Consider the following 25,526-nt stretch of genomic DNA (forward strand, 5'->3'; position numbering starts at 1 on the left):
AATGTCGAAACCCGAAGTCCCTGATTTTTTGCGTAATGTGCGCGTCGTTCTGGCGCGTCCTTCCCATCCCGGCAATATCGGCGCCGCCGCGCGCGCGATGAAGACCATGGGCGTGACCCGCCTGTATCTGGTCGAGCCAAAGCGTTTTCCCGATGCCGAGGCGACCACGCTGGCATCCGGCGCGGCCGATGTGCTGGAGAACGCCGTGGTGACCGGCACGCTCGATGCCGCGCTGGAAGGCGTGTCCATCGCCTGTGCGCTGACCAGCCGCAAGCGCGAGCTGACCACGCCGCTGGCCGCGCCGCGCGACGCCTGTGCCGAGCTGCTGGCGGCGGCCCGCGACGGGGTCGAGGTTGCACTGGTGTTCGGCAACGAAACCTACGGACTGTCGATCGACGAGGTCGCGCGCTGCAACCGGCTGGTCACCATTGCCGGCAACCCGGACTATTTTTCGCTGAACCTCGGCCAGGCGGTACAGGTCATGTGCTATGAGCTGTTCAGCCAGTTGGCATTTCCGCTTGATCATTTGCGGGCCAATGCCGAACTGGCCAGTCATGAAGAGGTCGAAGGGTTCTATGGTCATCTCGACCGGGTGCTCGACGGTATCGGTTTCTATGACCGGCGCAATGGCGAACGGCTGATGCGCCGCTTGCGCACCCTGTATGACCGCGCCAGCCTGGAGCGGCAGGAGATCGATATCCTGCGCGGCATGCTGAAGCAGATCGAACGCCGCTGCGGGCCGGACCCGTACCGACACGACTGAGTCGCGTGAACTGCGCCGCCGATCCCCGCCTGCTGCCGTTGCTGGCCTCGTTGCGCGAACCGGCGGTGCGGGCACTGGCGTCACTGCTGCTCGGGCCGTCGCCGTGGGACAGCGGTGTCGAGTTCGACCGGGCCCTGCTGGCCGGACCGCGGGCTGCCGAACGGCTGCTGGCACTGGACCGCCGCCCTGCCGTATTGCTGGACTGGCTGGCGGCCCGGCGCACCGGGCGCCTTGGCGCCCATGCCGAGGCGCTGCTGGCCTTCTGGCTGGCACAGCGGAGTGCGCAGCTTGAACTGGTGGCGGCCAACCGCGCGGTGCGGGTCGAGGCGCATACCCTTGGTGAGTTCGATTTCCTGCTGCGGCTGGACGGACGGCCGCTCCATGTCGAAATGGCGTGCAAGTTCTATCTGGAAGTCGCGCCGCAGTGCTGGGCCGGGACCGACCTGCGCGATGCGCTGGCGCTGAAACGTGCGCAACTGGTGCGCCAGCTGGCGCTGGCCGGCGATGCGCGTGCGGCGGCGACCCTCCCGCCCGGTTTCGCCGGCTGCCCGGCCTTTACCGTGTTGCGCGGGCAATTGTTCCGGCCGGCCGGCAGCGGCGAACCGGTGCACTGGTGGCGGCATCAGGGGGAGGCCTGGCCGGCACGGGCGGCCGACAGCCGCTATCTGCACCTGCTCCGGCTCGACTGGCTGTCCCCGGCCCGGGCTGGCCGGGCCGACGTGCAGACCGCCGCCGAGCTGCAGGCGCGGCTGGCGGGCAGGAGAGAGGCGCTGATGGTGGCGGAAATGCAGGCCGTCGACGATGACGACTGGCAGGAAGTGTCGCGCGGCTTCGTGGTGCCGGCGCACTGGCCGGAGCCCGGCCGGCTGGCCACCCTGATGGCGCGCATCGCGGCGCTGGATGGCGGGGAGAAGGAATGATGAAGCAGCTGCTGATCCTGTGGGCCGGTCAGACCGGGCGCAACCTGCAGCTGGCGCGGGCGGCGGCGGCGGCGGCCAGTGAGGCGGGCGAGGGGGAGATCGACGTGCGGCTGCTGCCGGCGCAGCAGGCCGGCATCGACGATCTGCTGGCCTGTCACGGCCTGATTGTCGCCACGCCGGAAAATTTCGGCTACATGGCCGGCACGCTGAAGGATTTTTTCGATCGCACGTTCTACCCGGCCCAGGGGCGGGTGGAAGGATTGCCGTATGCGATCCTGATCTGTGCCGGCAATGACGGCAGCGGGGCGCGAGTCGCGATCGAACGCATTGCGCGCGGCTATCCGCTGACGCCGGCCTGCGAGCCGCTGATCGTGCATGGGGAGCCCGACCAGGCCGCGCTGGAGCGCGCGGCCGAGGTCGGTGCGACGCTGGCGCTCGGCCTGTCGCTGGGACTGTTCTGAACCGGGTTCAGGTGGTGGCGATCGGCATGCTCTGCTGGCAGCCGCCGACCAGGGTCTTCAGGTTCTCCGGCTGAATCAGCTGGATGTGCTTGTGTTCGACAATGATCCAGCCCTGGGCCTGGAATTTCGACAGCGTGCGGCTGACGGTTTCCAGCTTCAGACCGAGGAAGGAACCGATTTCCTCACGGCTCATGCGCAGGATGAAATCGTTGGCGGCGAAGCCGCGGGCGGAGAAGCGCTGGGACAGGTTGAGCAGGAAGGCGGCCAGACGTTCTTCCGCCTTCATGTTGCCGAGCAGCAGCATGACCGACTGGTCACGGACGATTTCACGGCTCATCAACCGGAAGAAATGATGCTGCAGGGTCGGGATGTCACGACCGAGACTGGTCATGCGCGAGAACGGCAGTTCACAGACCTCGGCATCCTCGAGCGCGATCGCATCACAGCCGTGCAGGCTGCTGGAGACGCCATCCAGGCCCAGCAGCTCGCCGGACATCTGGAAACCGGTGACCTGCTCGCGGCCGTCATGGCTGGAAATGCAGGTCTTGAAAAAGCCGGTCCGGATGGCGAACATGGACTTGAACGCCTCGCCGGCGCGGAACAGGTACTCGCCGCGCTTCAGGCGCCGGCTCTGCCGGATCACGGCGTCGAGCTGGCTCATCTCCTCGCGATTGAGTCCGATGGGCAGGCACAATTCGCGAAGACTGCAGTTCGAGCAGGAGATCTTCAGCGTGTGGGCAGTAAGCGGATTGTGTTCGGCCATGATGATCCGTTCAGGTTGTTATCATGCCAGGCTTGACGACTATCAAAGGCGCCCCTGCACGATTCAGGCAAAGTGGTTCACTGCCTGAGAGGTTTATCCATTTATGACGACAGCAATTCACGACAACGTGGCTCCCGCCCAGTTCATTTTCGACCGAGAGTTGATCGAACGCCTCGACGGCAGCGGTCCTCGCTACACCTCGTATCCGACGGCAGACCGTTTTACCACCGAATTCAACGGCGTAGATTATCGCCACTGCCTTGAGCAAAGGCAAATCGGCGCCAGCGCCAAGCCAGTATCATTATACGCTCATATACCGTTCTGTAATACAGTCTGCTACTACTGCGCCTGTAACAAGGTCATTACCAAGGACAAGACGCGTGCGGATACCTATCTGGGTTATCTCGAACGCGAGCTGGCGCTGCATGCCGAAGGGCTGGGGCCGCGCCAGGACCTGATCCAGCTGCACTTCGGCGGCGGCACGCCGACCTTCCTGTCCGACGAGCAGATGCAGCGGCTGATGGACGCGATCCGTCGCCATTTCAACCTGTTGCCCACTGGCGAATACTCGATCGAGATCGATCCGCGCAAGGTCAGCGCCGACACGGTGCGGCTGCTGGCGACCCAGGGCTTCAACCGCATGTCGGTCGGGGTGCAGGATTTTGATCTGCAGGTGCAGAAGGCCGTCAACCGGGTACAGAGTGTCGAGGAGACGCTGACGGTCATCGACGCCGCGCGGTCGTCCGGCTTCAAGTCGGTCAGCCTCGATCTGATCTACGGCCTGCCGCACCAGACCGTTGACTCGGTCCGGCGTACGCTGGAGACGGTGCTCAGCATCCGTCCGGACCGGCTGGCGCTGTACAACTACGCCCACCTGCCGACGGTCTTCATGCCGCAGCGGCGCATCAACGAAGCGGATCTGCCGTCGGCCGAGGTCAAGCTCGACATTCTGCAGATGGCGGTGCAGATGCTGACCGATGCCGGTTACGAATTCATCGGCATGGACCACTTCGCCCTGCCGGACGACGATCTGGCCGTGGCCCTGCGCCAGGGACGGCTGCAACGGAACTTCCAGGGCTACTCGACCCATGCCGACCATGATCTGGTGTCCATCGGGACCTCGGCCATCGGCAAGGTCGGCGCCAGCTATCACCAGAACGCAAAAGACCTCGAACAGTATTATGCGATGCTGGACGAAGGCCGGCTGCCGATCGTCCGCGGTCTGCTGCTGAGTGCCGACGACCTGCTGCGCCGGGCAATCATTCAGGCGCTGATGTGCCGCTTCTCGCTGTCGATGGAAGCGATGGGCGAGGGTTTCGGCATCGACTTCAAGCAGTATTTCGCGCCGGAAATGGCCCGGCTGGCCGAATACGAGGCTGACGGACTGGTCGAGCTGGATGACGAGTGGATCGCCGTGACGCCGCAGGGGCGTTTCCTGATCCGCACCATTGCCATGGTGTTCGACCGCTATCTGCGCGAGAAACAGACCCACGCCCGCTACTCGAAGACGATCTGAGCCGCTGACGCCGTATCAATGGCGTGCGTACAGCTGCCTCAGGTAAATCGCTGCGCTCTGCTGTTCGAACCGGACCGTATTGACCAGGCTGGTGCGCGCAGAGGTCCACATGCCCTGAGCCTGGAAGACCCGGACGTCCTCGTACGGCAGCTTGTGCAGCGTGAACGTCTTCCAGAGGTACTCGGGTGAAACGGTTCCCTTGCCGGCCACGACAGTCTTGCCCAGCCGGTTTGCGACAACCTGGGCGACGGAGGACATGCTGTTGCCCTGGCCTGCGTGACACGACCCCAGCAACACGGTGTCCGTGTCGGCGTCGAGCAGCGGGCGGATACGTCTGGCCAGTTGGGGGGCGCGCAACAGCTTGTTTGCGGCGATCGTCGCATGGGGTGAGCCATGGATGCCGACTGTCTGTACGCCCGGCCCCTTGTTCCAGACTCTCAGTGACATGTCAAAATCGGGGTTTTTCCGCAGATGTCTGCCCAACCGCCATGCGCCGAAACCGATGGCGCCCAGGACCAGGCTAACCAGACTCGCGGCGACCCCCAGGCCGTAGGATACCCTTCCCAGCGTTGCTGCCTGTCCAGGGCTTGAGCCGGCCAGCAGATTGGAGGCCGCGCCGGTAGCGACGGAGATGATCGCCAGCGCCAGCCCCAGACTGGCCAGTATGGATGCCGTGCCAAAGGTGGCAATGGAGAGGACCAGACTGACCAGGCCGAGGGCGATTCCGGTGTTGGAAATCGCTGAATAACCGGAAGGATCACGATTGTTGACCGGGTCGCCCAGACAGAATGCATAGGGATTGATGCCTCCCGTCCCGAACGGGCTCAATGGGTCCGGTTGCAGGACGCGCTGAATCATCGGGTCGTAGCTGCGTACACCATTACCCATATGGTAGTAATTTTTGTTGCCGACATAGTCTGAAAGCATGCCATGCAGGCCGAGCCGTGGACGCTTTTTCCAGATTCTGACGGCTTGCGCTGCTGCCCTGGCCGCTGCCGGAGACGGGGGACGTGATGGCATGGCGTTTCCTCCTCGTGGAGTTCCTGGCCGCACATCAATTCGCGGTCGATGGACTGGTGTCTGAACGTTTCCTTCTTCCTGCATAGTAAGGGCTGGTCTGGCGCCGGTTGCAATTCCCGACGAATGGACTGGCGCTGTCCTCAGACCGACGGTGGCCGGACGTGGTCCGGGTGCGAGGGGCAATCGGCCTGGTGGTCGCTGACCACGCCGACTGCCTGCAGGTACGCCTGGATGACCGTGCTGCCGACGAAATTCATGCCGGCTTTTTTCAGCGCCTTGCTGATCCGGTCAGACAGCGGGGTCGAGGCTGGCGCGTCGGTGTAGCGGGTGAAACGGCTGACGACCGGCTGCCGGTCCACGTGCGACCACAGCCAGTCGGAAAACGAACCGTGCTCGGCCTGCATGGCGACGAAGACCCGTGCATTGCGGCGGGCGCTGACCACCTTGAGCCGGTTGCGCACGATGCCCGGGTCCTGCAGTGCGGCCTCCAGCTCCTCGTCGCTCATCGCGGCGACCCGCTGCGGGTCGAACTGATGGAAGCGGCGGCGATAACCGTCGCGCTTGCGCAGGATGGTGATCCACGACAGACCGGCCTGGGCGCCTTCCAGGATCAGCATCTCGAACAGCTTGCGGTCATCGTGGACCGGGCGCCCCCATTCCTCGTCGTGATAGGCGATATACAGCGGGTCGGTCCCGCACCACGGGCAGCGCTCACCGGTCATGCCGTTCTCCATCGGTTCAGGGTTCGTCGCCCGGCCGGGCGAGGTCGAAGGCTTCGCCCTCGCCGATCCGGCGGCGCAGCACGTTCAGGTAGACGTTCGGGTCCGGCATGCTGCCGTTGCGCTGGGCCAGCCAGATCATCTCCGCCAGACCGTCCATCGCCGCATGCTGGGCATCGTGACGGGTGCCGAGCCGGGCCGCGAGGCGGTCGACCAGATCGCGGACGCCGGCGGGCTGATCGATCGACACCTGCTCCTCGATCGACAGATGCATCATCATGTGCAGGAACGGATTGGTCTCGCCGCCCTCCGGACGCCAGTCGCGGTCGAGGTAGCGGTCGGGGTCGGCCAGCATCGGCTGGTATTCGGGGTGTTCCAGTTCGATGGCCAGCGCGATCCGTTCGAGGTCGGTCAGCGGCTGTCCGGCATGGTGCTTCTGCCAGGTATCGAACAGGAAACGGCGGGCTTCGTCACGGCTGGGATTGAACATGCAGCGGCCAGGGGATAACTTGAGTAGATTGGTAGGGATTATACCCTGTGACCCATTGCCAAGGAGCAGCGATGCCGAGTGTCCATGATTTTTCCGCCGTGCGTCTCGACGGCAGCGAGCAGAAACTGTCCGACTATGCGGGCCAGGTCCTGCTGATCGTCAACACCGCCAGCGAGTGCGGTTTTACCCCGCAATACGCTGGCCTGCAGGCGCTGCAAGAGCGTTTCCATGACCGCCGGTTCAGCGTGCTCGGCTTTCCATGCAACCAGTTCGGCGGACAGGAGCCGGGCAACGAGGCGGAAATCGGCCAGTTCTGCACCACCCGCTTCGGGGTGAGTTTTCCGATGTTTGCCAGGATCGATGTCAATGGCGCGCAGGCGCATCCGCTGTACGCCTACCTGACGCACGAGAAGCCCGGCGTGCTGAACACCGAGCGCATCAAGTGGAATTTCACCAAGTTTCTGGTCGACCCGCAGGGCGCGGTGGTCGATCGCTATGCGCCTGCGACCAGGCCGGCAGCGCTTGTCGATGCCATCGAGCGCCTGCTGCCGCGCTCAGACCAGAGTGCCTGGCAGTTGTGAGAGGCTGCTGTGCCAGGATAGGGAGCGCGGCAGCCCGCTGGTGAACTGGAGACCCCGCACGTTGAGTTCAAACAGGGACCCGGCAGCGGTCTCGGCATGGAATGCCGCATTGCTCTGGCCAGATGACACCGGCACCGATGCCGGGGCAGACCGCGTTCTGAATGGCGCGTGCCGGGGGGGTAATCTGTGGAAATGCTGCGAGACCCACTGCCGCGTGGTGCTGAACCTTTCTGACAGCATGGACACCGTTCGTGCGGGTCTGCGCCGCAAGTGCTGCAGTGCCGCGAGATTCGCCTGTCTCAGTTGTATCTTGTGGAGGGCGACCATCGCCTTGATGCCATGAACCGCCGTGGCAAAACCGATGGTGTTGCCGATGGCGACCAGGATATTGCCGGCCAGCGACAGAGCATTGCCCAGTGCGGAGTCCGCTCCCAGTGCGCTGCCGGCGCTTTGCAGCGACATGCCTGTCACTGCCACTACAAGGCCGACCGAGGCGATGATGAGGGCCAGCGTGCCGCCACTCATGAAGTTGAGGATGATGCCGGCCAGACTGGCCAGGATGCCGGTGGCGTTGGCAATGTAGCCAGTGATGTCGGTGGTGGTGCCAAGCACGTAATAGCCGGATGGATCGCGCCGGTTGACCGGATCACCGCTGCAGAATGCATACGCATTGATACCGCCCCTGCCGAACGGGCTGTGCGGGTCCAGACGCAGGAAACGCTGGGAAACCGGGTCGTAGCTGCGTGCGCCATTGCCAAGGTGATACCACTGGCGGGTGCCGATCCGGTCTACCAGCTGACCATGCATGCCGACCCGCGTGAGCGGGGCGGGTGACACCGCCGCAGTCAGGCGCGGGCGGGTAGCCGGGGACTGGGCATTCTGAACTGCAGGCATCATGATCTCCACGGCTGGCCGGCGGGGAGCGAGGCCGTACCGTGGTGTCCGGTAGCACTCTCTGCCTGGTCTTTATCTAGATCTAGGCAGGGGTTGCATGACTGTCATTGCGGACTGACGAGTGGTTTCCGGCGGAACACCAGGTCCCAGACCCCGTGGCCGAGGCGCAGGCCGCGCTGCTCGAACTTGGTCAGTGGCCGGTAGTCGGGGCGTGGCGCGTAACCGGCGGCGGTGTTGACCAGATCCGGATTGGCGGACAGCACGTCCAGCATCTGGATGGCGTAGTCTTCCCAGTCGGTCGCCAGGTGCAGGTAGGCCCCCGGCTTCAGTCGCGATACCAGCAGGGCGACGAACTCGGGCTGCACCAGCCGGCGCTTGTTGTGGCGTTTCTTGTGCCACGGGTCGGGGAAGAAGATATGGATGCCGTCCAGGCTGTCGGCCGGCAGCATTTCCCGCACGACTTCGACCGCGTCATGGCGGATGACGCGGATGTTTTCCAGTTGCTTCTCGCCGACCAGCTTCAGCAGGCTGCCGACACCGGGTCCGTGAACCTCGATGCCCAGGTAATCCTGTTCGGGATGGCGCTCGGCGATTTCCGCGCTGGCCTGGCCCATGCCGAAGCCGATTTCGAGGATTTTCGCTGCCTGGCGGCCAAAGGCGGCATCCAGGTCCAGCGGCTGGCCGGTGTACTCGATGCCGAAACGCGGGAACAGCGTGTCGTAGGCGCGCTTCTGTCCCGGGGTCAGGTGCCCCTGACGCAGGACGAAGCTCTTGATATGGCGCTGGAAGTCGGGATTTTCCATGTGGCGGGACGCGGGGAATGACAAAGCCGGCGATGTTACCCGGCGGCCGCGCCGGCGACCAGTTCGATGGTGGCATCAGCGGACGCCAGAAAGGCGTCCAGGGTCGGATAGCGCAAGGCAACGGGCAGTTCGGCATGCATGCGCGCATTCAGCAGCAGGCGAGACTCGCGCAGGAACGACCATTGCGCCGGCGACACGGCCGCGGCCAGTTCGGCATGCGGCAGACGCGGCGGGCGGGTCAGCCGGTAACGGTCGGCGATGGCATCCAGCCACTCGCCGGTGGCCAGCTGGCTGTCGTCGCAGACGTTGTAGCAGCGAATGCCACCATGGCGTTCGAGCGCGGCCACGCACAGCAGGGCCAGATCGTCGGCATGGATGCGGTTGGCCGGCGTGTCCTCGCTGGCGATCGCGCACGGCGTGCCGGCGCGCAGCCGTGCCAGCGGCAGGCGGTCACCGGCATAGATGCCCGGTGCCCTCAGTATGGTGACGCTGGCACCGGTCTGGCGGGCAAATTGTCGCCACAGCCGTTCTGCCGTCAGCCGGCGCATGCCGCGCGCCGAGTCCGGACGGCATGGCGCCGTTTCCGGTGTCGGCGCCCCGTGGCGGTCGCCGTACACGCCGCTGGTGCTGATATAGACTATCCGGCGTGGTATGCTTGCCCGCCTTTTGAGTACGTTGGCAAGCCGCGCGACCCGGCTGTCACCACTGGCGGATTCGTCCGGCGGCGCGGTGTACAGCACGCAGTCGGCCAGCCCGGCCAGCCGCTCCAGCGACGCGCGATCGTCGAGATCGGCGCGGATTGGCTGCGCGCCCAGTGCCCGCCACATGGTGGCCTGTTCCGCCCGGCGGTGAACCACCAGCACGCGGTAGCGGCCGGTCAGACGAGGGAGCGCGCGCCGGGCGACATCGCCGGCGCCGACGACGAGCAGGGTCGGGAAATCGGGCATGCCGGCATTGTAGCCGGTCGCCAACGCCACCGCCGAACACGGGGCTTTTTTATCGCAATCAGCCCGGATGGCTGTCGCCGTGATGCGTGGGGTTTGCCGCGTCACCCGCTGTCCGCACCGCATCTGGATCGTTTATGTCCCAAGTGACTTTGCAACCGAGTGGCCGCTGTCTGACGGTCGAAGCGCAGGAAACCATTCTCGAGGCCGCACTGCGCCAGGGCGTGGCGCTGCCGTATGGCTGTCGCAACGGCGCCTGTGGCGCCTGCAAGGGCAAGGTGCTGTCCGGCGAGGTCAGCCACCGTCCGCACCAGGCCAAGGCGCTGCCCGATGCCGAACGCCAGGACGGAATGGCACTGCTGTGCTGTGCCGAGCCGGTCGGCGATGTCACCGTCTCGGTGCGCGAGGTCGAAGCGGCCAGCAGCATCCAGATCAAGACCCTGCCGTGCCGGGTCGAAAAAATCGAACGTGTTCACGACGTCGCCGTGCTCAAGCTGAAGATCCCGGTGTCCGAACGGCTGCAGTTTCTCGCCGGCCAGTACATCGACATCCTGATGAAGGATGGTAAGGCCCGCAGCTTCTCGCTGGCCAATGCGCCGCACGAGGACGGCCTGCTGGAACTGCATATCCGCCACATGCCGGGCGGGACTTTTTCCGAGTACGTGTTCCACCAGATGAAGGAAAAGGAAATCCTGCGTTTCCGGGGGCCGATGGGCAGCTTCTTCCTGCAGGAACACTCCGACAAGCCGATCGTGTTTCTGGCCAGCGGCACCGGCTTTGCACCGGTCAAGGCCATTATCGAGCATGCGATCCATATCGGCGTGACGCGGCCGATGGTGCTGTACTGGGGCGCGCGCACCCTGGCCGACCTGTACATGCCGGCGCTGCCGGAAGCGTGGAAAGCCCGGCTGCCGGACTTCCGCTATGTGCCGGTGCTGTCCGAACCGCTGGCGACGGACGGCTGGACCGGCCGGACCGGTTTCGTTCACCAGGCGGTGCTCGACGACTTCAGTGACCTGTCCGGCCACGAGATCTACGCCTGCGGCGCGCCGGTCATGGTCGAGGCGGCGCACGGCAGCTTTATCCGCGAGCGCGGGCTGCCGGAAGACGCGTTTTTCTCCGATGCCTTCTTCCTGTCCAGGGACACCAAACCGGCAGCATAAGCAGGGAAAAATCGCGGCAGGAGAAGCTGGGCCGGCATGTTATGACATGCCGGCCCAGACTGCTCATGAAGGTGGGCACCGACGGCAGCAGTGGCGTCGGTACACGCCCGACTGACTGGATCTGCCGTGAGCACGGCAGTCTGTCTGATTGAATCCTGCCTCTTCCGTCCCCGCCGCCGCGGGGAAACCTCGCTTCGCTCGTCCGTTCTTCGCGGGTTAGGGGTGGATGGACAGTCCGGGCCGGCATGTTATGACATGCCGGCTTTTTTACTTTCTGTGCATTTTTTGTTGGAAAACGAGCGGCAATGCCATTACCCTCTGGGTAGGTAAATCAGAGAAAGCTAATGATGGCTGAGAAGAAACAGGGCCTCGGCTTGTGGATGTGCATTGCACTGGTCTGCGGCAACATGATCGGGTCCGGGGTATTCCTGCTGCCATCGTCACTGGCACCGTATGGCGGGATGGCGATCGTGGGCTGGGTGCTGACGGCGATGGGGGCGGTACTGATTGCGCTGGTGTTTGCCAGCCTGACGGCGCGGATGCCGCGCGACGGCGGACCGTATGCGTACACGCATGATGCGTTCGGCAGCTTTGCCGGCTTCTGGATCGCCTGGGGCTACTGGATTGCGCTGTGGGCCGGCAATGCCGCCATTGCGGTCGCCTTCACCAGCTATCTGTCCGGCTTTTTCCCGATCCTGGCCAGCAACCATTACGCCGGCGGTCTGTGCTCGATCGGCCTGGTGTGGCTGGTGACCTGCATCAATCTGCGCGGGGTCGAGAGCGCCGGCGGGGTGGCGGTGGTGACCACCGTGATCAAGCTGCTGCCGCTGGTGGCCATCGCGACCCTCGGCCTGTTCTGGTTCGATGCCGACAACCTGGTTTTCAATCCGAACAACCTGCCGGTCGGGCAGGGCATCAGCTCGGTCGCCGCACTGACGCTGTGGGCCTTCCTCGGTCTCGAATCGGCGGCGGTGCCGGCCGGCGATGTTGAAAACCCGGAAAAGACCATCCCGCGCGCCACACTGATCGGCACGCTGATCGCTGCCGTGGTCTATATCGGCGTGACCGTTGCGGTCATGGGCGTGCTGCCGCACGACCAGCTTGCCAGTTCGCCGGCGCCGATGGCCGATGCCGCCCGGGTGATGTGGGGTGACTGGGCCTATACCGTGGTCGGCATCGGTGCGGCCGTGTCCTGCCTCGGCGCAATCAACGGCTGGTCGCTGATGCCGTGCCACGTGTCGGCCGCCGCCGCGCGCGACGGACTGTTTCCGAAACGTTTCGCCCAGCTGAGCAAGCGCCGGGTGCCGGCCTTCGGCCTGCTGGTGTCGTCGGTACTGGTGACCATTCTGCTGATCTGCAACTACTCCGGCAGCCGCGGCATGGTGGAAATCTTCAACTTCATCATCCTGCTGGCGACCATGACCACCCTGCTGCCGTACGCGTTTGCCGCTGCGGCCGAGCTGCTGTTCATCGCCACCGGCCGCAAGCCGGCGCGCCATGTCGGCCGTGCGGTGGCCATTGCTTCGCTGGGCTTCGCCTATTCGGTCTGGGCGCTGTATGGCGCCGGGGCGGAAACCATCATGTGGGGCATGCTGCTGCTGATGCTGGGCCTGCCGATCTATGTGTGGATGGCCGCGGAGAAGCACCGCCACGGCGAGGACACCTCCGAGTCCTGACCCCGGTTGCCCAGGCAACGAAAAAGCCCCCGGCCTGTCTGGCCGGGGGCTTTTTGCAGCTGCTGTCAGTGCTTGTCGCCGGAACGCTCGTGGGCGCTGGTCGGGAACGACATTTCGCTGTACTTGACGAAGCGGGTCTTGTGCTTGATCCGGTAGCCCCACCAGATGGCGAGGAACAGCGGAATGCCGACATAGGTGGCGACGATCGCGCTCCAGTTGATCCGGTTGCCGAGGAAGGCCTCGTAGTTCTGTCCCAGCGTGATCACCATGCACAGGAAGAACGCGAACAGCGGGCCGAACGGGAAGTACGGCGAGCGGTACGGCAGTTCGTCCAGCGAGTGGCCCTGCAGCAGGAAGCCCTTGCGGAAGCGGTAGTGGCTGATGGCGATGCCGAGCCAGGCGATGAAGCCGCACATGCCGGACGTGTTCAGCAGCCACAGGTAGACCACCTGGTCGCCGAACAGCGACGAGGTGAAGCACAGCATGCCGATGGCCGTGGTGGCATACAGCGCATTGCGCGGCACGCCGCCGCTGGACAGCCGGGCGAAGATCTTCGGCGCCATGCCGTTGGTGGCCATGTTGTACAGCATGCGGGTCGACGCATACATGCCGGAGTTGCCGGCCGACAGGATGGCGGTCAGGATCACCGCGTTCATCAGCCCGGCGGCGAAGGCCAGCCCGGCGCGCTGGAAGACCAGCGTGAACGGCGAGGTGCCGATGTCGGTCACGTCGTTCTTCAGCAGCAGCGGATCGGTGTACGGCAGCAGGGCGCCGATAATGAAGATGGCGAACACATAGAACAGCAGGATGCGCCAGAACACCTGCTTGATGGCGCGCGGAATGTTCTTTTCCGGGTTTTCCGATTCGCCGGCGGCAACGCCGATCAGTTCGGTGCCCTGGAACGAGAAGCCGGCGATCATCGCCACGCCGACCATGGCCGGCAGTCCGCCGGCGAACGGGGCGTCGGCAATGAAGAAATTGCTCAGTCCCGGCGACGTGTGGCCGCTCATCACGCCGAAGATCATGGCCAGACCGACGCCGATAAAGACGATGACGGTAATGACCTTGATCATCGCGAACCAGTATTCGGCTTCGCCGAAGCCCTTCACCGAAATGAAGTTCAGCAGGAACATCAGCGCGAGGAAGATCACGCTCCAGTACATCCCGGGAACGTGAGGGAACCAGTAATGCATGACGATCTGGGCCGCGGCGAGTTCGACCGCAATGGTGACCGCCCAGTTGAACCAGTAGTTCCAGCCGAGCGCGAAGCCGAAGCCCGGGTCGACGTAGCGTTCGCCATAGGTGGCGAACGAGCCGGAAACCGGCATGTAGGCCGCCAGTTCGCCGAGGCTGGTCATCAGGAAATAGACCATCAGGCCGATCAGCGCATAGGCGACCAGTGCGCCGCCAGGGCCGGCCTGGGCCACCGATGCTCCGGAGGCGACGAACAGCCCGGTGCCGATGGAACCGCCGATGGCGATCATGGTCAGGTGCCGGGCCTTCAGGCTGCGGTGGAGCCCTTCCGGCCCGGCGGCCGGCGGCGTGGTAGTGGGGGGAGTTTGCTGCATTCTCGCTCTCCTGTATGAGGCGGTGGTCTGACCATCTTTGGTTCTGGACAGGGGACCCCGGCGTCATCCGCGCCGGGGAGCGGGCGAATCAGTGGCCGGCGAAATCGCAGACGGTGAACAGCGGGATACCGGCATCGCGGATCACCTGCGAACCACCGAGTTCCGGCAGATCGACGATGGCGCCGGCTTCGACGATGTCCGCACCGAGCCGGCGGAGCAGCTTGACCCCGGCGGTCATGGTGCCGCCGGTGGCGATCAGGTCGTCGATGACGACGAAGCGCTGACCCGGCGTGCAGGCATCGGCATGGACCTCGACCGTGGCACTGCCGTATTCGAGTTCGTACTGCTCGGCGATGGTGGTGAACGGCAGCTTGCCCTTCTTGCGGATCGGGACGAAGCCGACGTTCAGCTCATAGGCAACGACCGAACCGAGAATGAACCCGCGCGCATCGAGCCCGGCCACCATGTCCACGCGCTGGTCCATATAGCGATGGACAAAAATATCGACCAGTACGCGGAAGGTTTTCGGATCCTGCAGCAGCGGCGTGATGTCGCGGAACTGCACGCCTGGCTGCGGCCAGTCGGAAACGGTGCGGATATGCGCCTTGATATAGTCGGCGTAAGTGAGGTGTTGCAACTCGGCCATAAAAATTTTCCAGCTGTCTGGCGCCCGCCTGGTGGCGGGCGCAGCGGACGATGGTAGTCCCGTCGGTAGTGTGGTGGTCAGTGGAAGAACGCAAACTTGACCGCGAACAATGCCGCAATGATGACCACGGTCGGGGTGATGTCGCGGTAACGTCCCGACAGGATCTTGATCAGGGTATAGCTGATGAAACCGAACGCGATGCCATCGGCAATCGAGTAGGTAAACGGCATGCCAACGGCAGTGATCACCGCCGGCGCCGATTCGGTCAGGTCGTCCCAGTCGATTTCCGACAGGCCGCGTGCCATCAGCACGGCGACATAGCACAGTGCCGGCGCGGTGGCGAAGGCCGGAACGGTGCCGGCCAGCGGCGACAGGAACAGCGCCGCCAGGAAGCACAGCGAGACGACGACGGCGGTCAGGCCGGTGCGGCCGCCGACGGCGGTGCCGGCTGCCGATTCGACATAGGCGGTCACGCTGGAAGTGCCGAGGATGCCGCCGGCCATGATGGCGGTGGAGTCGGCGAACAGCGCCTTCTGCAGTCGCGGCAGGCGGCCGTTCTTGTCCAGCAGTCCGGCGCGGTGCGACACGCCGACCAGGGTGCCGGTGGTGTCGAACAGGTCAATGAAGAAGAAGATGAAGATCACGCCGATCAGGCCGCTGTGGAAAGCGCCGGCCAGGTCCATCTTCATGAAGGTCGGTTCGATCGACGGCGGTGCGGCGAACACACCCTTGAATTCGGTCAGGTTCAGCAGCACCGACAGCAGCGTGACCAGCAGCACGCCGATGATGATCGAGCCGGTCACCTTGCGGTATTCGAGTGCGACGATGACGATGAAACCGAACACCGCCAGCAGCGTGCTCGGCGACTGGATGTCACCGAGCGTGACCATGGTGGCCGGCGACGCGGCGATCACGCCGGCGCCCTTCAGACCGATGATGGCGAGGAACAGGCCGACACCGGCCGAAATCGCCAGCTTCAGCGAATGCGGAATCGCATTGACGATCAGCTCGCGGATTTTCAGACTGGTGATGGCGACGAAGATCACGCCGGAAATGAACACCGCGCCCAGCGCGGTTTCCCACGGTACGCCCATGCCCTTGACCACGGCGAAGGTGAAGTAGGCGTTCAGGCCCATGCCCGGAGCCAGTGCGATCGGGTAGTTGGCCACCAGCCCCATCACCATGGTGCCGAGGGCGGCGGCAATGCAGGTGGCGACGAACACGGCGTTGAAGTCCATCCCGGTCTGGGACAGGATCGCCGGATTGACGAAGATGATGTAGGCCATGGTCAGGAAGGTGGTCAGGCCGGCAATCACTTCGGTTTTGACCGACGTGCCGTGTTCCTTCAGCTTGAAAAACGAATCGAGAGAAGCCATCTCGGCGCATCCCATAAGGTTTGGATAAGGAGGAAGGCGCGTATTCTACGCAAAAAATGCCTGCGCCAACGCGCTGTTATCGCACGGGACTGCGCTGGATCATGTGATCGGCATGGCGGCCGGTGTCGGCGGCGATGGCCTTTTGTGATAATCTGGAAAATTCGACAATTTCGAATCCTTGCCTTCCAATCCCATGCAGAGCGGTAATATCTTCATCGTCACCGCGCCTTCCGGCGCCGGCAAGACCACGCTGGTCGCAGCCCTGCTTGCAGCCGACAAGCAGGTGCAGCTCTCGGTGTCCTATACCACGCGCGCACCGCGGGACGGCGAGACGCACGGCCGTCACTACCATTTCGTCGACCGGGCCACGTTCGAGTCGATGATCGACCGTGGCGACTTCCTCGAATACGCAGAGGTCTACGGCAACTACTACGGCACCAGCGAAACCTGGATCCGCGAGCAGCTGTCGACCGGACGCGACATCCTGCTGGAAATCGACTGGCAGGGCGCGCAGCAGGTACGGCGCACGTTTCCGGAAGCGATCGGGATCTTTATCCTGCCGCCGTCGGTCGAAGTGCTGGAGCACCGCCTGCGCGGCCGGGGCAAGGACGACGAGGCCACCATGCAGAAAAGGCTCGCCGCCGCGCGCAGCGAGATCGACCATGTGGCCGAATTCGATTATGTTGTGGTCAATGAAGAACTCGATGAAGCGGTCAGGGACCTGGTGTCCGTGGTTCGCGCCGAGCGCCTGACGCAACTGCAGCAGATGGAGCGCCGTGGCCGGCAGATCGCCGCCATGCAGTCGCTGGACTGATCCGCCCACCCTTACACGACACGAACAGGACAAACAGATGGCACGAGTAACTGTAGACGATTGCCTCAAGCGCATCCCGAACCGCTTCGACCTGACGCTGGCCGCGGCCTACCGCGCCCGCCAGATCGCCAACGGCGGCCAGACCCTGATCGACGGCGCCAAGGACAAACCGACCGTGGTGGCCCTGCGCGAGATCGCCGCCGGCCATGTCGGTCGCGAACTGCTCGACCGCGCCCGCAGCTGATCACCGACCGCGAACGATAACAGCATGAACAGCGCCGACGCCCACACCATCGACTATGACGCCATGGTGAATGCCCAGGCGGAAGCGCTGCTTTCCACTGCCGCGACCTACCTGAAGCCGGACGACGTACCGTTCCTGCGTACGGCCTTCGAGTTCGCGCGCGACGCGCATACCGGCCAGACCCGCAAGAGCGGGGAACCGTACATCACCCATCCGCTGGCGGTGGCGCAGATCCTCACCGAATGGAAGCTGGACGCGCAGGGCCTGGCTGCTGCGCTGCTGCACGACACCATGGAGGACACCGGCGTTGCCAAGGCGACGCTGGCCGAGCGTTTCGGCAAGCAGGTGGCCGAACTGGTCGACGGGCTGTCCAAGCTGGAGCGGCTCGAATACCAGAGCAAGGAATCGCGCCAGGCGGAAAACTTCCGCAAGATGGTGCTGGCGATGGCGCGCGACATCCGCGTGATCATCATCAAGCTGGCCGACCGGCTGCACAACATGCGCACGCTGGATTCGATGCGCGAGGAAAAACGCCGGCGCATTGCCCAGGAAACGCTGGACGTCTATACCCCGATCGCCAACCGCATCGGCCTGAACAAGGTGTACCGCGAACTCGAGGACCTGTGCTTCAAGCACCTGTACCCGAACCGCTATCACGTGCTGTCCAAGGCGGTGAAGGCCGCGCGCGGCAACCGGCGCGAACTGGTCGGCAAGATCATGCAGTCGCTGGCGCGCAAGCTGCTGGAAGCGAATATCGAGGCTACCATCCGGGGCCGCGAAAAGAACCTGTACAGCATCTATCACAAGATGCAGGAAAAGCACCTGAGCTTCTCCGAGGTACTGGACATCTACGCATTCCGTGTCATCGTCAACGACGTGCCCGGTTGCTACCTGGCGCTGGGCGCGCTGCACGGGCTGTACAAGCCGATTCCCGGCAAGTTCAAGGATTACATTGCCATTCCGAAGTCGAATGGCTACCAGTCGTTGCACACCACGCTGTTCGGTCCGTACGGCACGCCGATCGAAGTGCAGGTGCGCACGCGGGAAATGCACAAGATCGCCGAAACCGGCGTGGCCAGCCACTGGATGTACAAGTCCGGTGGCCCGACCATGGACGCGGCGCGTCAGCGCACCCACCAGTGGCTGCAGGACATCCTCGACATCCAGGCCGAAACCGGCGATGCGGTCGAGTTCTACGAACACATCAAGATCGACCTGTTCCCGGACGAGGTCTACGTGTTTACGCCGAAGGGCAAGATCCTGGTGCTGCCGCAGGGGGCGACACCGGTCGATTTCGCCTATGCGGTCCACACCGACATCGGCCATCGCTGTATCGCCGCCAAGGTCAATCACGAACTGGTGCCGCTGCGCACCGAGCTGAAAAACGGCGACACGGTCGAAGTGATCACCGCCGCACACTCGAAGCCGAACCCGAGCTGGCTGAACTTCGTCGTCAGCGGCCGGGCGCGCTCGGCGATCCGCAGCTATCTGAAGACCCTGCATCGCGAGGAAGCGCGCGTGCTGGGCGACCGCCTGCTGAAGCAGTCGATCCATTCGCTGGCCGCGCAGCCGTTCGTGCTGTCCGATGGCGTGTGGAGTGCGTACCTGAAGGAAGTCGGCGACAAGAACGTCAAGTCGACCGACGTGCTGGCCAGTATTGGCGCCGGCAAGCAGCAGGCGATGGTCGTCGCGGCCCGGCTGCTGGAACTGGCCGGCGAAGTGCTCGGTGGTCCGGCGCGCAGCGGACCGCTGGTGATTCGCGGCAACGAGGGCAGTTCGATCCAGTACGCGGCCTGCTGCTCGCCGCTGCCGGGCGAACGCATCGCCGCCGCGCTGACCAAGGGCCAGGGCATGGTGCTGCACACCCGCGACTGCGCCCAGCTCAAACGGCTCGACCCGGACCGGGTGCTGGATGCCGAGTGGGAAATCCGCACGCCGCGCCTGTTCAGCGTGCCGGTGACCATCCTGGCGCAGAGTGCGCGTGGCGCACTGGCCAGCGTTGCCGCCGCCATCAGCGAGGGCGGGGCGAATATCGAGAGCGTCGACATGCAGGACGCGCACCATGGCGAAGGCTATGTGCAGATTCATTTCCGCCTGCAGGTCGGAAGCGCCCAGCACCTGAACGAAGTGCTGAACCACATCCTGGCGCAGCCGCTGGTCGAGCGCGCCGTGCGCGGCTGAGCCGGCACGGCGACAAAACGCTTGGGTTGCGCTGCACCGGTGATTACACTTTCCCGCTTTCCATCGTCCGCCAAGTCACACTACCCATGAATATCCTGGTGCTTACCGTCAACGGTGTCCGGCGCGAAGTGTCTGCGCCGCAGACCGTGGCGACATTGCTGGCCCATGAGTCCTTGCGGGAACGCCGCGTGGCGGTCGAGGTCAATGGCGAACTCGTGCCGAAAAGCCGCCATGCCGACACGGCGCTGGCCAGTGGCGATGCGGTCGAGATCGTCGTCGCCGTCGGCGGCGGCTGACCAGCCGCCGCACCCGCATTCGCCCATTTCATTCCGAGGACAGCATGGATTCACTCGTTATCGCCGGCCGCAGCTACGCTTCGCGCCTGCTGGTAGGCACAGGGAAGTACCGGGACTTCGACGAAACCGCCAGGGCGCTGGATGCGTCCGGTGCCGAGATCGTTACCGTGGCCATTCGTCGCGTCAATCTGGGTCAGGACCCGAGCCAGCCGAACCTGCTCGACGCCCTGCCGGCCGACCGCTACACGCTGCTGCCGAATACCGCCGGCTGCTACAGCGCGGACGACGCCGTGCGCACGCTGCGGCTGGCGCGCGAACTGCTCGACGACCACCGGCTGGTCAAGCTGGAAGTGCTGGGCGACCCGAAAACGCTGTTCCCGAACGTGCGCGAAACGCTGAAGGCGGCCGAAGTGCTGGTGGCGGAAGGCTTCGACGTCATGGTTTATACCTCGGACGACCCGATCGTTGCCCGCGAGCTGGAACAGATCGGCTGCTGCGCGATCATGCCGCTGGCCAGCCTGATCGGTTCCGGCATGGGCATTCTCAATCCGTGGAACCTGCAGATCATCATCGACGAATGCAAGGTGCCGGTACTGGTCGACGCCGGGGTCGGCACGGCCAGCGATGCGGCCATCGCCATGGAGCTCGGCTGTGACGGCGTGCTGATGAATACCGCCATTGCCACCGCGCGCGAGCCGGTGCGGATGGCGCGGGCAATGAGGCTGGCGGTCGAGGCCGGGCGCGAAGCCTGGCTGGCCGGGCGCATGGCGAAGAAGCCGTACCAGGCCAGCCCGAGCTCGCCGGTTGACGGCCGCATCGGCAGCGGCAACTAGCGCGGGCGCAGCTCGTGGACCGTCTGAAAAAACAATGTTTTACATTTTGGACGGTGCCCGGCTACAATTACGGACTCAGCCGAATTCTTCGGTTGTTTTATTTTGATCAAACACATCCAAAGGATTGGTGATTCTTCATGCCTAGCGTTCGCGTGAAAGAGAACGAGCCGTTCGAAGTGGCAATGCGCCGCTTCAAGCGCTCCATCGAAAAAACCGGTCTGCTGACCGAACTTCGCGCCCGCGAGTTCTACGAGAAGCCGACCGCAGAGCGTAAGCGCAAAAAAGCTGCTGCCGTAAAGCGCCACTACAAGCGCCTGCGCAGCCAGATGCTGCCGCCGAAGCTCTACTGATTTTTTCGGTACCGCGAGAAGCAAAGCAAGAAACCGCGAGCGCAAGCTTGCGGTTTCGCCGTTTCCGGGCTGGCAAAATCAGCGATGACCGTCGTCTTGTCGTCGCGCTGCATTGGCCCCACATTGTCCTCATTGTTGAATGATCGAGATCGCCATGACGCTGAAAGCACGCATTACCGAAGACATGAAAACCGCGATGAAGGCCAAGGACACCGCCCGGCTGGGCGCGATCCGCCTGTTGCTGGCCGCCATCAAGCAGAAGGAAGTCGACGAGCGCGCGGACATGGACGACGCGGCGATCATCGCCGTGATCGACAAGCAGATGAAGCAGCGCCGCGACTCGGTGTCGCAGTACGAAGCGGCCGGCCGCCAGGATCTGGCCGACAAGGAAAAGGCGGAAATGGATGTGTTCGCCGCCTACCTGCCGCAGCCGCTGACCGATGCCGAGATCGATGCACTGATCCATGACGCGATCGCCGCCACCGCTGCCGCCGGCATGGGCGACATGGGCAAGGTCATGGGCGTGCTGCGCCCGCAACTGGCCGGTCGGGCCGATATGGGCGCCGTGTCGGCCCGCATCAAGTCCGCGCTGGCCGGCCGCTGAGCCGGGCGCCGGGCATGATCCCGCAGGATTTCATCGACCAGTTGCTGTCGCGCACCGATATCGTCGATGTGGTCGAGCGCTACGTGCCGCTGAAGAAGGCCGGGCGCGACTACATGGCCTGCTGCCCGTTCCACAAGGAGAAATCGCCGTCGTTCTCGGTCAGCCAGACCAAGCAGTTCTACCACTGCTTCGGCTGTGGCGCCCACGGCACGGCGATCACCTTCATGATGGAACATGCCGGCTACGGCTTTGTCGATGCGGTCAAGGAACTGGCGCAGCTGGCCGGCATGCAGGTGCCGCAGGTCGCGGCCGAGCTGGCGGCGAAAGAGGCGGAAACCCGCCGGACCGTCGACTCGCTGTCCGAGGTCATGGTCGAGGCGGCCCGCTTCTACAAGCAGCAGCTGAAGTCGTCGCCGGTGGCGGTCGAGTACCTGAAGCGCCGCGGGCTGACCGGTGAAATCGCCGGCCGCTTCGGGCTTGGCTATGCGCCGGCGGGCTGGAACGGCCTGCAGGCGGTGTTTTCCGACTACCTGGACCCGAAGCTGGACGAGGCCGGGTTGCTGATCGTCCGCGATGACGGTACCCGCTACGACCGTTTTCGCGAACGGGTCATGTTTCCGATCCGCGATGTGCGCGGACGGGTGATCGCCTTCGGCGGCCGCATCCTCGACAAGGGGGAGCCGAAGTACCTGAACTCGCCGGAGACGCCGCTGTTCGAGAAGGGGCGTGAGCTGTACGGCCTGTTCGAGGCGCGCGAGGCGATCCGCGAGGTCAACCGGGTGCTGGTGGTCGAAGGTTATATGGACGTGGTGGCGCTGGCGCAGCACGGGGTGTCGTACGCGGTGGCCACGCTGGGCACCGCGACCACGGCCACCCATGTGCACAAGCTGTTCCGCCATGCCGACCGGGTCATTTTCTGCTTTGACGGCGACAAGGCCGGCCGGCGTGCCGCATGGCGGGCGCTGGAAAACGTATTGCCGGAACTTCGTGACGGAAAACGGGTCGACTTCCTGTTCCTTCCGAGCGAACACGATCCGGACAGCTATATCCGTGAATACGGGCGTGAAGGTTTCGAGGCGATACTGGATGCCGAAACCGTGCCGCTGTCGGCCTACCTGACGCGCGAGCTGTCGCAGCGGGTGGACCTTGGCAGCGACGAGGGACGGGCCGAGTTCCTGAACCTGGCCAAGCCGCTGGCACTGGCCGTCAAGGCCCAGGCGCTGTCCATCCTGCTGCGCAAGAAGCTGGCCGAGATGGCCCACCTCGACGTCGACGAACTCGACCGCCTGTGGGGGCTGCGGCGCGGCCTGAGCGGGCGGCAGGGCGTGCGCTCGAAGGCAATCGGCAGCCGGCGGGTGGAAGTGTCGCTGCCGCGCTGGCTGCTGCGCGCGCTGATGCTCGACCCGGCGCTGGCCCGCGACACCGTATTGCCGCCGCCGGCGCAACTGGCCGGCGATGCCCAGCTGCTGGGCGAACTGGTGTGTTTCATCCAGACAACAGGCGCAAGCGACAGTGCAGGTCTGCTGGAGCGCTTGCGCGATACTGATCTTGGCCAGCGCATCGAGCCGCTGGTTGCCGAGCTGCTGGTCGATCCGGCTGCGCTGCAGGCGCCGCCGGCGGAGGAATTTGCCGGGGCGATCGACCAGCTCGGTGCACGAATCGCGGGTGAACGCTTTGACCGGCTCAAGCAGAAAGATGCCGAGCAGGGCCTGAGTCCGGATGAAAAGCGCGAGCTGCTTGACTTGCTCGTGCGGATTCGTCCCACGTCCTGACGTGAGACGAGAAATCTGATACAATTTGATGTTTTTCCAGCTCAATTTTGCAGGATTGCACAATGGCGGCCACTCCCAACAGCAACAAAGATTCTGACGCGAAGAATCCGGCGGCAGCCCAGGACAACACCGAAGAGCGCCGCAAGCGGCTCAAGCAGTTGATCGTTCAGGGCAAAGAGCGCGGCTTTTTGACCTATGCCGAGATCAACGACTCGTTGCCCGAGGACGTGCTCGATGCCGAGCAGATCGAAAGCATCATCGGCATGATCACCGACATGGGCATCCAGGTGTACGACGAAGCGCCGGATGCCGAGCAACTGCTGATGTCGGACTCGACACCGGTGGTCGCCGACGAAGACGCGGTGGAAGAAGCCGAGAGCGCGCTGTCGACCGTGGATTCCGAATTCGGTCGCACGACCGACCCGGTGCGCATGTACATGCGCGAAATGGGGACGGTCGAGCTGCTGACGCGTGAAGGCGAAATCGAAATCGCCAAGCGTATCGAAGACGGCCTCAAGCACATGATCCAGGCGATTTCCGCCTGCCCGGGCATCATCCGGGACCTGCTTGCCCAGATCGATCGCGTGGCAGCGGAAGAAATCCGCATCGACGAAGTCATCGACGGCATTATCGACCCGAACGCGGAGGCGGAAGCCGCCGCCGCCGCTGCGCTGGCCGAAGCCACCAAGGCCGAGGAAGCGCTCGCCGCCGCCGAAACCGAAGGTGACGAGGAAGTCGACGAGGAAGAAGAAGAGGAAGACGACGCCGAGGCCGCTGCGGCCGTGGCCGGCGCCAACCTCGAGGAACTCCGTCGTCAGGCGCTGGAACACTTCAGCGGCGTGCAGAAGAACTTCGACAAGCTGATCAAGCAGCTGGAAAAGCATGGCCCGCAGTCGAAGCAGTACCTGGAAGTGCAGCAGGAAATCACCGATGCCTTCATGCTGGTGCGTTTCTCTGCCCGCCAGGTCGAAGGCCTGTGCGACATGCTGCGTACCGAGGTGGACGAGATCCGTCGCCATGAGCGCGAGATCCTCGACATCTGCGTGACCAAGTGCCGCATGCCGCGTGACCTGTTCATCGCCACCTTCCCGGGCAACGAAAGCAACCCGCAGTGGGTCGAGGACGTGATTTCGAGCGGCAAGCCGTTCGTGTCGACGCTGGAACGCTACAAGCACGCCGTGATGGAAAAGCAGCAGAAGCTGTGCGATCTGCAGGACCGCACGATGCTGCCGATCAAGGAAATCAAGGAAATCAACCGGCAGATGGCCACCGGTGAAGCGAAGGCCCGCAAGGCCAAGCGCGAAATGATCGAGGCCAACCTGCGTCTGGTGATCTCGATCGCCAAGAAGTACACCAACCGTGGCCTGCAGTTCCTCGACCTGATCCAGGAAGGCAACATCGGCCTGATGAAGGCGGTGGACAAGTTCGAGTACCGTCGCGGCTACAAGTTCTCGACCTATGCGACGTGGTGGATCCGTCAGGCCATCACCCGTTCGATCGCCGACCAGGCGCGCACGATCCGTATCCCGGTGCACATGATCGAAACGATCAACAAGATGAACCGGATCAGCCGTCAGATCCTGCAGGAATCCGGCCTGGAGCCGGATCCGGCCGAACTGGCCAAGCGCATGGAAATGCCCGAGGACAAGATCCGCAAGATCATGAAGATCTCGAAGGAGCCGATCTCGATGGAAACGCCGATCGGTGACGACGACGATTCGCATCTGGGCGACTTCATCGAAGACCTGCAGACCATGGCTCCGTCGGACGCGGCCATGTACTCGAGCCTGAAGGAAGCGACCAAGGAAGTGCTCGACAGCCTGACGCCGCGCGAGGCGAAGGTGCTGCGCATGCGCTTCGGCATCGAAATGAACACGGACCACACGCTGGAAGAAGTCGGCAAGCAGTTCGACGTCACCCGCGAGCGTATCCGCCAGATCGAAGCCAAGGCCCTGCGCAAGCTGCGTCACCCGACCCGTTCGGAACGCCTGCGCAGCTTCCTCGACGCGGATCCGAGCACGCCGTAAGGCGGGCCGGGGCGGCGGTCGGCATGGCCGTCGCCATGCTGCACACGGAAACAGGGGATTGCCGACACACGGCAATCCCCTGTTTCATTCATGTCTGCCCGG

General features: G+C 64.2%; 26 protein-coding genes. 16 read left to right on the plus strand and 10 right to left on the minus strand.

Annotated elements, in window-relative coordinates; genetic code table 11:
* The first annotated feature begins 1 nt into the window (after position 1).
* From ACYVG8_RS15480 to ACYVG8_RS15490, 3 genes are read left to right on the plus strand one after another with little or no spacing between them, the layout of a single operon-like run.
* Positions 2-763 (plus strand): RNA methyltransferase, encoded by a 762-nt coding sequence (locus tag ACYVG8_RS15480; RefSeq protein WP_112691929.1) that lies wholly within the window; start codon positions 2-4, stop codon positions 761-763.
* Positions 764-768: 5 nt separating this feature from the next.
* On the plus strand, positions 769-1,683 hold the full coding sequence (locus ACYVG8_RS15485) for a DUF1853 family protein (protein ID WP_460746235.1): 915 nt from the start codon (positions 769-771) through the stop codon (positions 1,681-1,683).
* Positions 1,680-2,144 carry a flavodoxin family protein gene (locus ACYVG8_RS15490; protein WP_233495159.1) on the plus strand — a complete coding sequence of 155 codons (465 nt, stop codon included), beginning with the start codon at positions 1,680-1,682 and terminating at the stop codon, positions 2,142-2,144. Before ACYVG8_RS15485 ends, ACYVG8_RS15490 begins: the two co-directional genes overlap by 4 nt.
* Positions 2,145-2,151: 7 nt before the next feature.
* Here ACYVG8_RS15490 and fnr read toward each other — a convergent pair whose 3' ends face one another.
* Positions 2,152-2,907 carry a fumarate/nitrate reduction transcriptional regulator Fnr gene (gene fnr / locus ACYVG8_RS15495; RefSeq protein WP_028498102.1) on the minus strand — a complete coding sequence of 252 codons (756 nt, stop codon included), beginning with the start codon at positions 2,905-2,907 and terminating at the stop codon, positions 2,152-2,154.
* A gap of 103 nt (positions 2,908-3,010) precedes the next feature.
* Between fnr and hemN the strand changes: the two genes are divergently transcribed.
* Complete coding sequence (gene hemN / locus ACYVG8_RS15500) at positions 3,011-4,423, plus strand: oxygen-independent coproporphyrinogen III oxidase (protein WP_051528640.1); 1,413 nt, start codon at positions 3,011-3,013, stop codon at positions 4,421-4,423.
* A gap of 15 nt (positions 4,424-4,438) precedes the next feature.
* On the opposite strand, the gene ACYVG8_RS15505 is transcribed toward hemN, so the two are convergent.
* The 3 genes from ACYVG8_RS15505 to ACYVG8_RS15515 all read right to left on the minus strand — a co-directional run bounded on the left by ACYVG8_RS15505 (position 4,439) and on the right by ACYVG8_RS15515 (position 6,652).
* Positions 4,439-5,443, minus strand: a complete 1,005-nt coding sequence (locus ACYVG8_RS15505) for an RHS repeat-associated core domain-containing protein (RefSeq protein ID WP_460746237.1) — start codon at positions 5,441-5,443, stop codon at positions 4,439-4,441.
* Between the two features lie 140 nt (positions 5,444-5,583).
* Entirely contained in the window at positions 5,584-6,165 is a 582-nt protein-coding gene (locus tag ACYVG8_RS15510; protein WP_028498099.1) for a DNA-3-methyladenine glycosylase I, read from the minus strand.
* A 16-nt stretch (positions 6,166-6,181) separates the two neighbouring features.
* Complete coding sequence (locus tag ACYVG8_RS15515; RefSeq protein ID WP_028498098.1) at positions 6,182-6,652, minus strand: DUF1841 family protein; 471 nt, start codon at positions 6,650-6,652, stop codon at positions 6,182-6,184.
* Positions 6,653-6,723: 71 nt separating this feature from the next.
* Between ACYVG8_RS15515 and ACYVG8_RS15520 the strand changes: the two genes are divergently transcribed.
* A complete protein-coding gene (locus ACYVG8_RS15520) occupies positions 6,724-7,233 on the plus strand; it encodes a glutathione peroxidase (protein WP_028498097.1) in 510 nt (169 codons plus the stop codon).
* On the opposite strand, the gene ACYVG8_RS15525 is transcribed toward ACYVG8_RS15520, so the two are convergent.
* From ACYVG8_RS15525 to ACYVG8_RS15535, 3 genes are all read right to left on the minus strand, one after another.
* Positions 7,207-8,130: an RHS repeat-associated core domain-containing protein gene (locus tag ACYVG8_RS15525; protein WP_107890276.1), complete on the minus strand. Its 924-nt coding sequence runs from the start codon at positions 8,128-8,130 to the stop codon at positions 7,207-7,209. The genes ACYVG8_RS15520 and ACYVG8_RS15525 overlap by 27 nt on opposite strands.
* A 101-nt stretch (positions 8,131-8,231) precedes the next feature.
* Positions 8,232-8,930: a tRNA (guanosine(46)-N7)-methyltransferase TrmB gene (gene trmB / locus ACYVG8_RS15530; protein ID WP_460746239.1), complete on the minus strand. Its 699-nt coding sequence runs from the start codon at positions 8,928-8,930 to the stop codon at positions 8,232-8,234.
* A gap of 35 nt (positions 8,931-8,965) precedes the next feature.
* Positions 8,966-9,901 (minus strand): NAD-dependent epimerase/dehydratase family protein, encoded by a 936-nt coding sequence (locus ACYVG8_RS15535; RefSeq protein ID WP_460746240.1) that lies wholly within the window; start codon positions 9,899-9,901, stop codon positions 8,966-8,968.
* A gap of 110 nt (positions 9,902-10,011) precedes the next feature.
* On the opposite strand from ACYVG8_RS15535, the gene ACYVG8_RS15540 reads away from it, so the two are divergent.
* Both ACYVG8_RS15540 and ACYVG8_RS15545 read left to right on the plus strand, forming a co-directional pair.
* On the plus strand, positions 10,012-11,037 hold the full coding sequence (locus ACYVG8_RS15540) for a CDP-6-deoxy-delta-3,4-glucoseen reductase (protein ID WP_028498094.1): 1,026 nt from the start codon (positions 10,012-10,014) through the stop codon (positions 11,035-11,037).
* A gap of 344 nt (positions 11,038-11,381) precedes the next feature.
* Positions 11,382-12,713 (plus strand): amino acid permease, encoded by a 1,332-nt coding sequence (locus ACYVG8_RS15545; RefSeq protein ID WP_199905531.1) that lies wholly within the window; start codon positions 11,382-11,384, stop codon positions 12,711-12,713.
* Positions 12,714-12,778: 65 nt separating this feature from the next.
* On the opposite strand, the gene ACYVG8_RS15550 is transcribed toward ACYVG8_RS15545, so the two are convergent.
* From ACYVG8_RS15550 to ACYVG8_RS15560, 3 genes are all read right to left on the minus strand, one after another.
* A complete protein-coding gene (locus ACYVG8_RS15550; RefSeq protein WP_051528638.1) occupies positions 12,779-14,281 on the minus strand; it encodes an amino acid permease in 1,503 nt (500 codons plus the stop codon).
* Between the two features lie 88 nt (positions 14,282-14,369).
* Entirely contained in the window at positions 14,370-14,927 is a 558-nt protein-coding gene (locus ACYVG8_RS15555) for an adenine phosphoribosyltransferase (RefSeq protein ID WP_028498092.1), read from the minus strand.
* Between the two features lie 77 nt (positions 14,928-15,004).
* Positions 15,005-16,318 carry an NCS2 family permease gene (locus tag ACYVG8_RS15560; RefSeq protein ID WP_373280108.1) on the minus strand — a complete coding sequence of 438 codons (1,314 nt, stop codon included), beginning with the start codon at positions 16,316-16,318 and terminating at the stop codon, positions 15,005-15,007.
* 178 nt (positions 16,319-16,496) lie between these two features.
* Between ACYVG8_RS15560 and gmk the strand changes: the two genes are divergently transcribed.
* The 9 genes from gmk to rpoD all read left to right on the plus strand — a co-directional run bounded on the left by gmk (position 16,497) and on the right by rpoD (position 25,424).
* Positions 16,497-17,117: a guanylate kinase gene (gmk, locus tag ACYVG8_RS15565; RefSeq protein WP_107888821.1), complete on the plus strand. Its 621-nt coding sequence runs from the start codon at positions 16,497-16,499 to the stop codon at positions 17,115-17,117.
* Between the two features lie 37 nt (positions 17,118-17,154).
* On the plus strand, positions 17,155-17,361 hold the full coding sequence (rpoZ, locus tag ACYVG8_RS15570) for a DNA-directed RNA polymerase subunit omega (protein WP_028498089.1): 207 nt from the start codon (positions 17,155-17,157) through the stop codon (positions 17,359-17,361).
* 24 nt (positions 17,362-17,385) lie between these two features.
* Positions 17,386-19,542, plus strand: a complete 2,157-nt coding sequence (locus ACYVG8_RS15575) for a RelA/SpoT family protein (RefSeq protein WP_028498088.1) — start codon at positions 17,386-17,388, stop codon at positions 19,540-19,542.
* Between the two features lie 86 nt (positions 19,543-19,628).
* Entirely contained in the window at positions 19,629-19,838 is a 210-nt protein-coding gene (thiS, locus tag ACYVG8_RS15580) for a sulfur carrier protein ThiS (protein ID WP_199489709.1), read from the plus strand.
* Positions 19,839-19,882: 44 nt separating this feature from the next.
* Positions 19,883-20,671 carry a thiazole synthase gene (locus ACYVG8_RS15585; protein WP_028498086.1) on the plus strand — a complete coding sequence of 263 codons (789 nt, stop codon included), beginning with the start codon at positions 19,883-19,885 and terminating at the stop codon, positions 20,669-20,671.
* 137 nt (positions 20,672-20,808) lie between these two features.
* Entirely contained in the window at positions 20,809-21,021 is a 213-nt protein-coding gene (gene rpsU / locus ACYVG8_RS15590; protein ID WP_028498085.1) for a 30S ribosomal protein S21, read from the plus strand.
* Positions 21,022-21,175: 154 nt separating this feature from the next.
* A complete protein-coding gene (locus ACYVG8_RS15595) occupies positions 21,176-21,625 on the plus strand; it encodes a GatB/YqeY domain-containing protein (protein WP_028498084.1) in 450 nt (149 codons plus the stop codon).
* 14 nt (positions 21,626-21,639) lie between these two features.
* Entirely contained in the window at positions 21,640-23,397 is a 1,758-nt protein-coding gene (gene dnaG, locus ACYVG8_RS15600) for a DNA primase (protein WP_028498083.1), read from the plus strand.
* Between the two features lie 62 nt (positions 23,398-23,459).
* Positions 23,460-25,424 carry an RNA polymerase sigma factor RpoD gene (gene rpoD / locus ACYVG8_RS15605; protein ID WP_028498082.1) on the plus strand — a complete coding sequence of 655 codons (1,965 nt, stop codon included), beginning with the start codon at positions 23,460-23,462 and terminating at the stop codon, positions 25,422-25,424.
* The last annotated feature ends 102 nt before the right edge of the window (positions 25,425-25,526 follow it).

The sequence above is a fragment of the Microvirgula curvata genome (genome assembly GCF_054781615.1).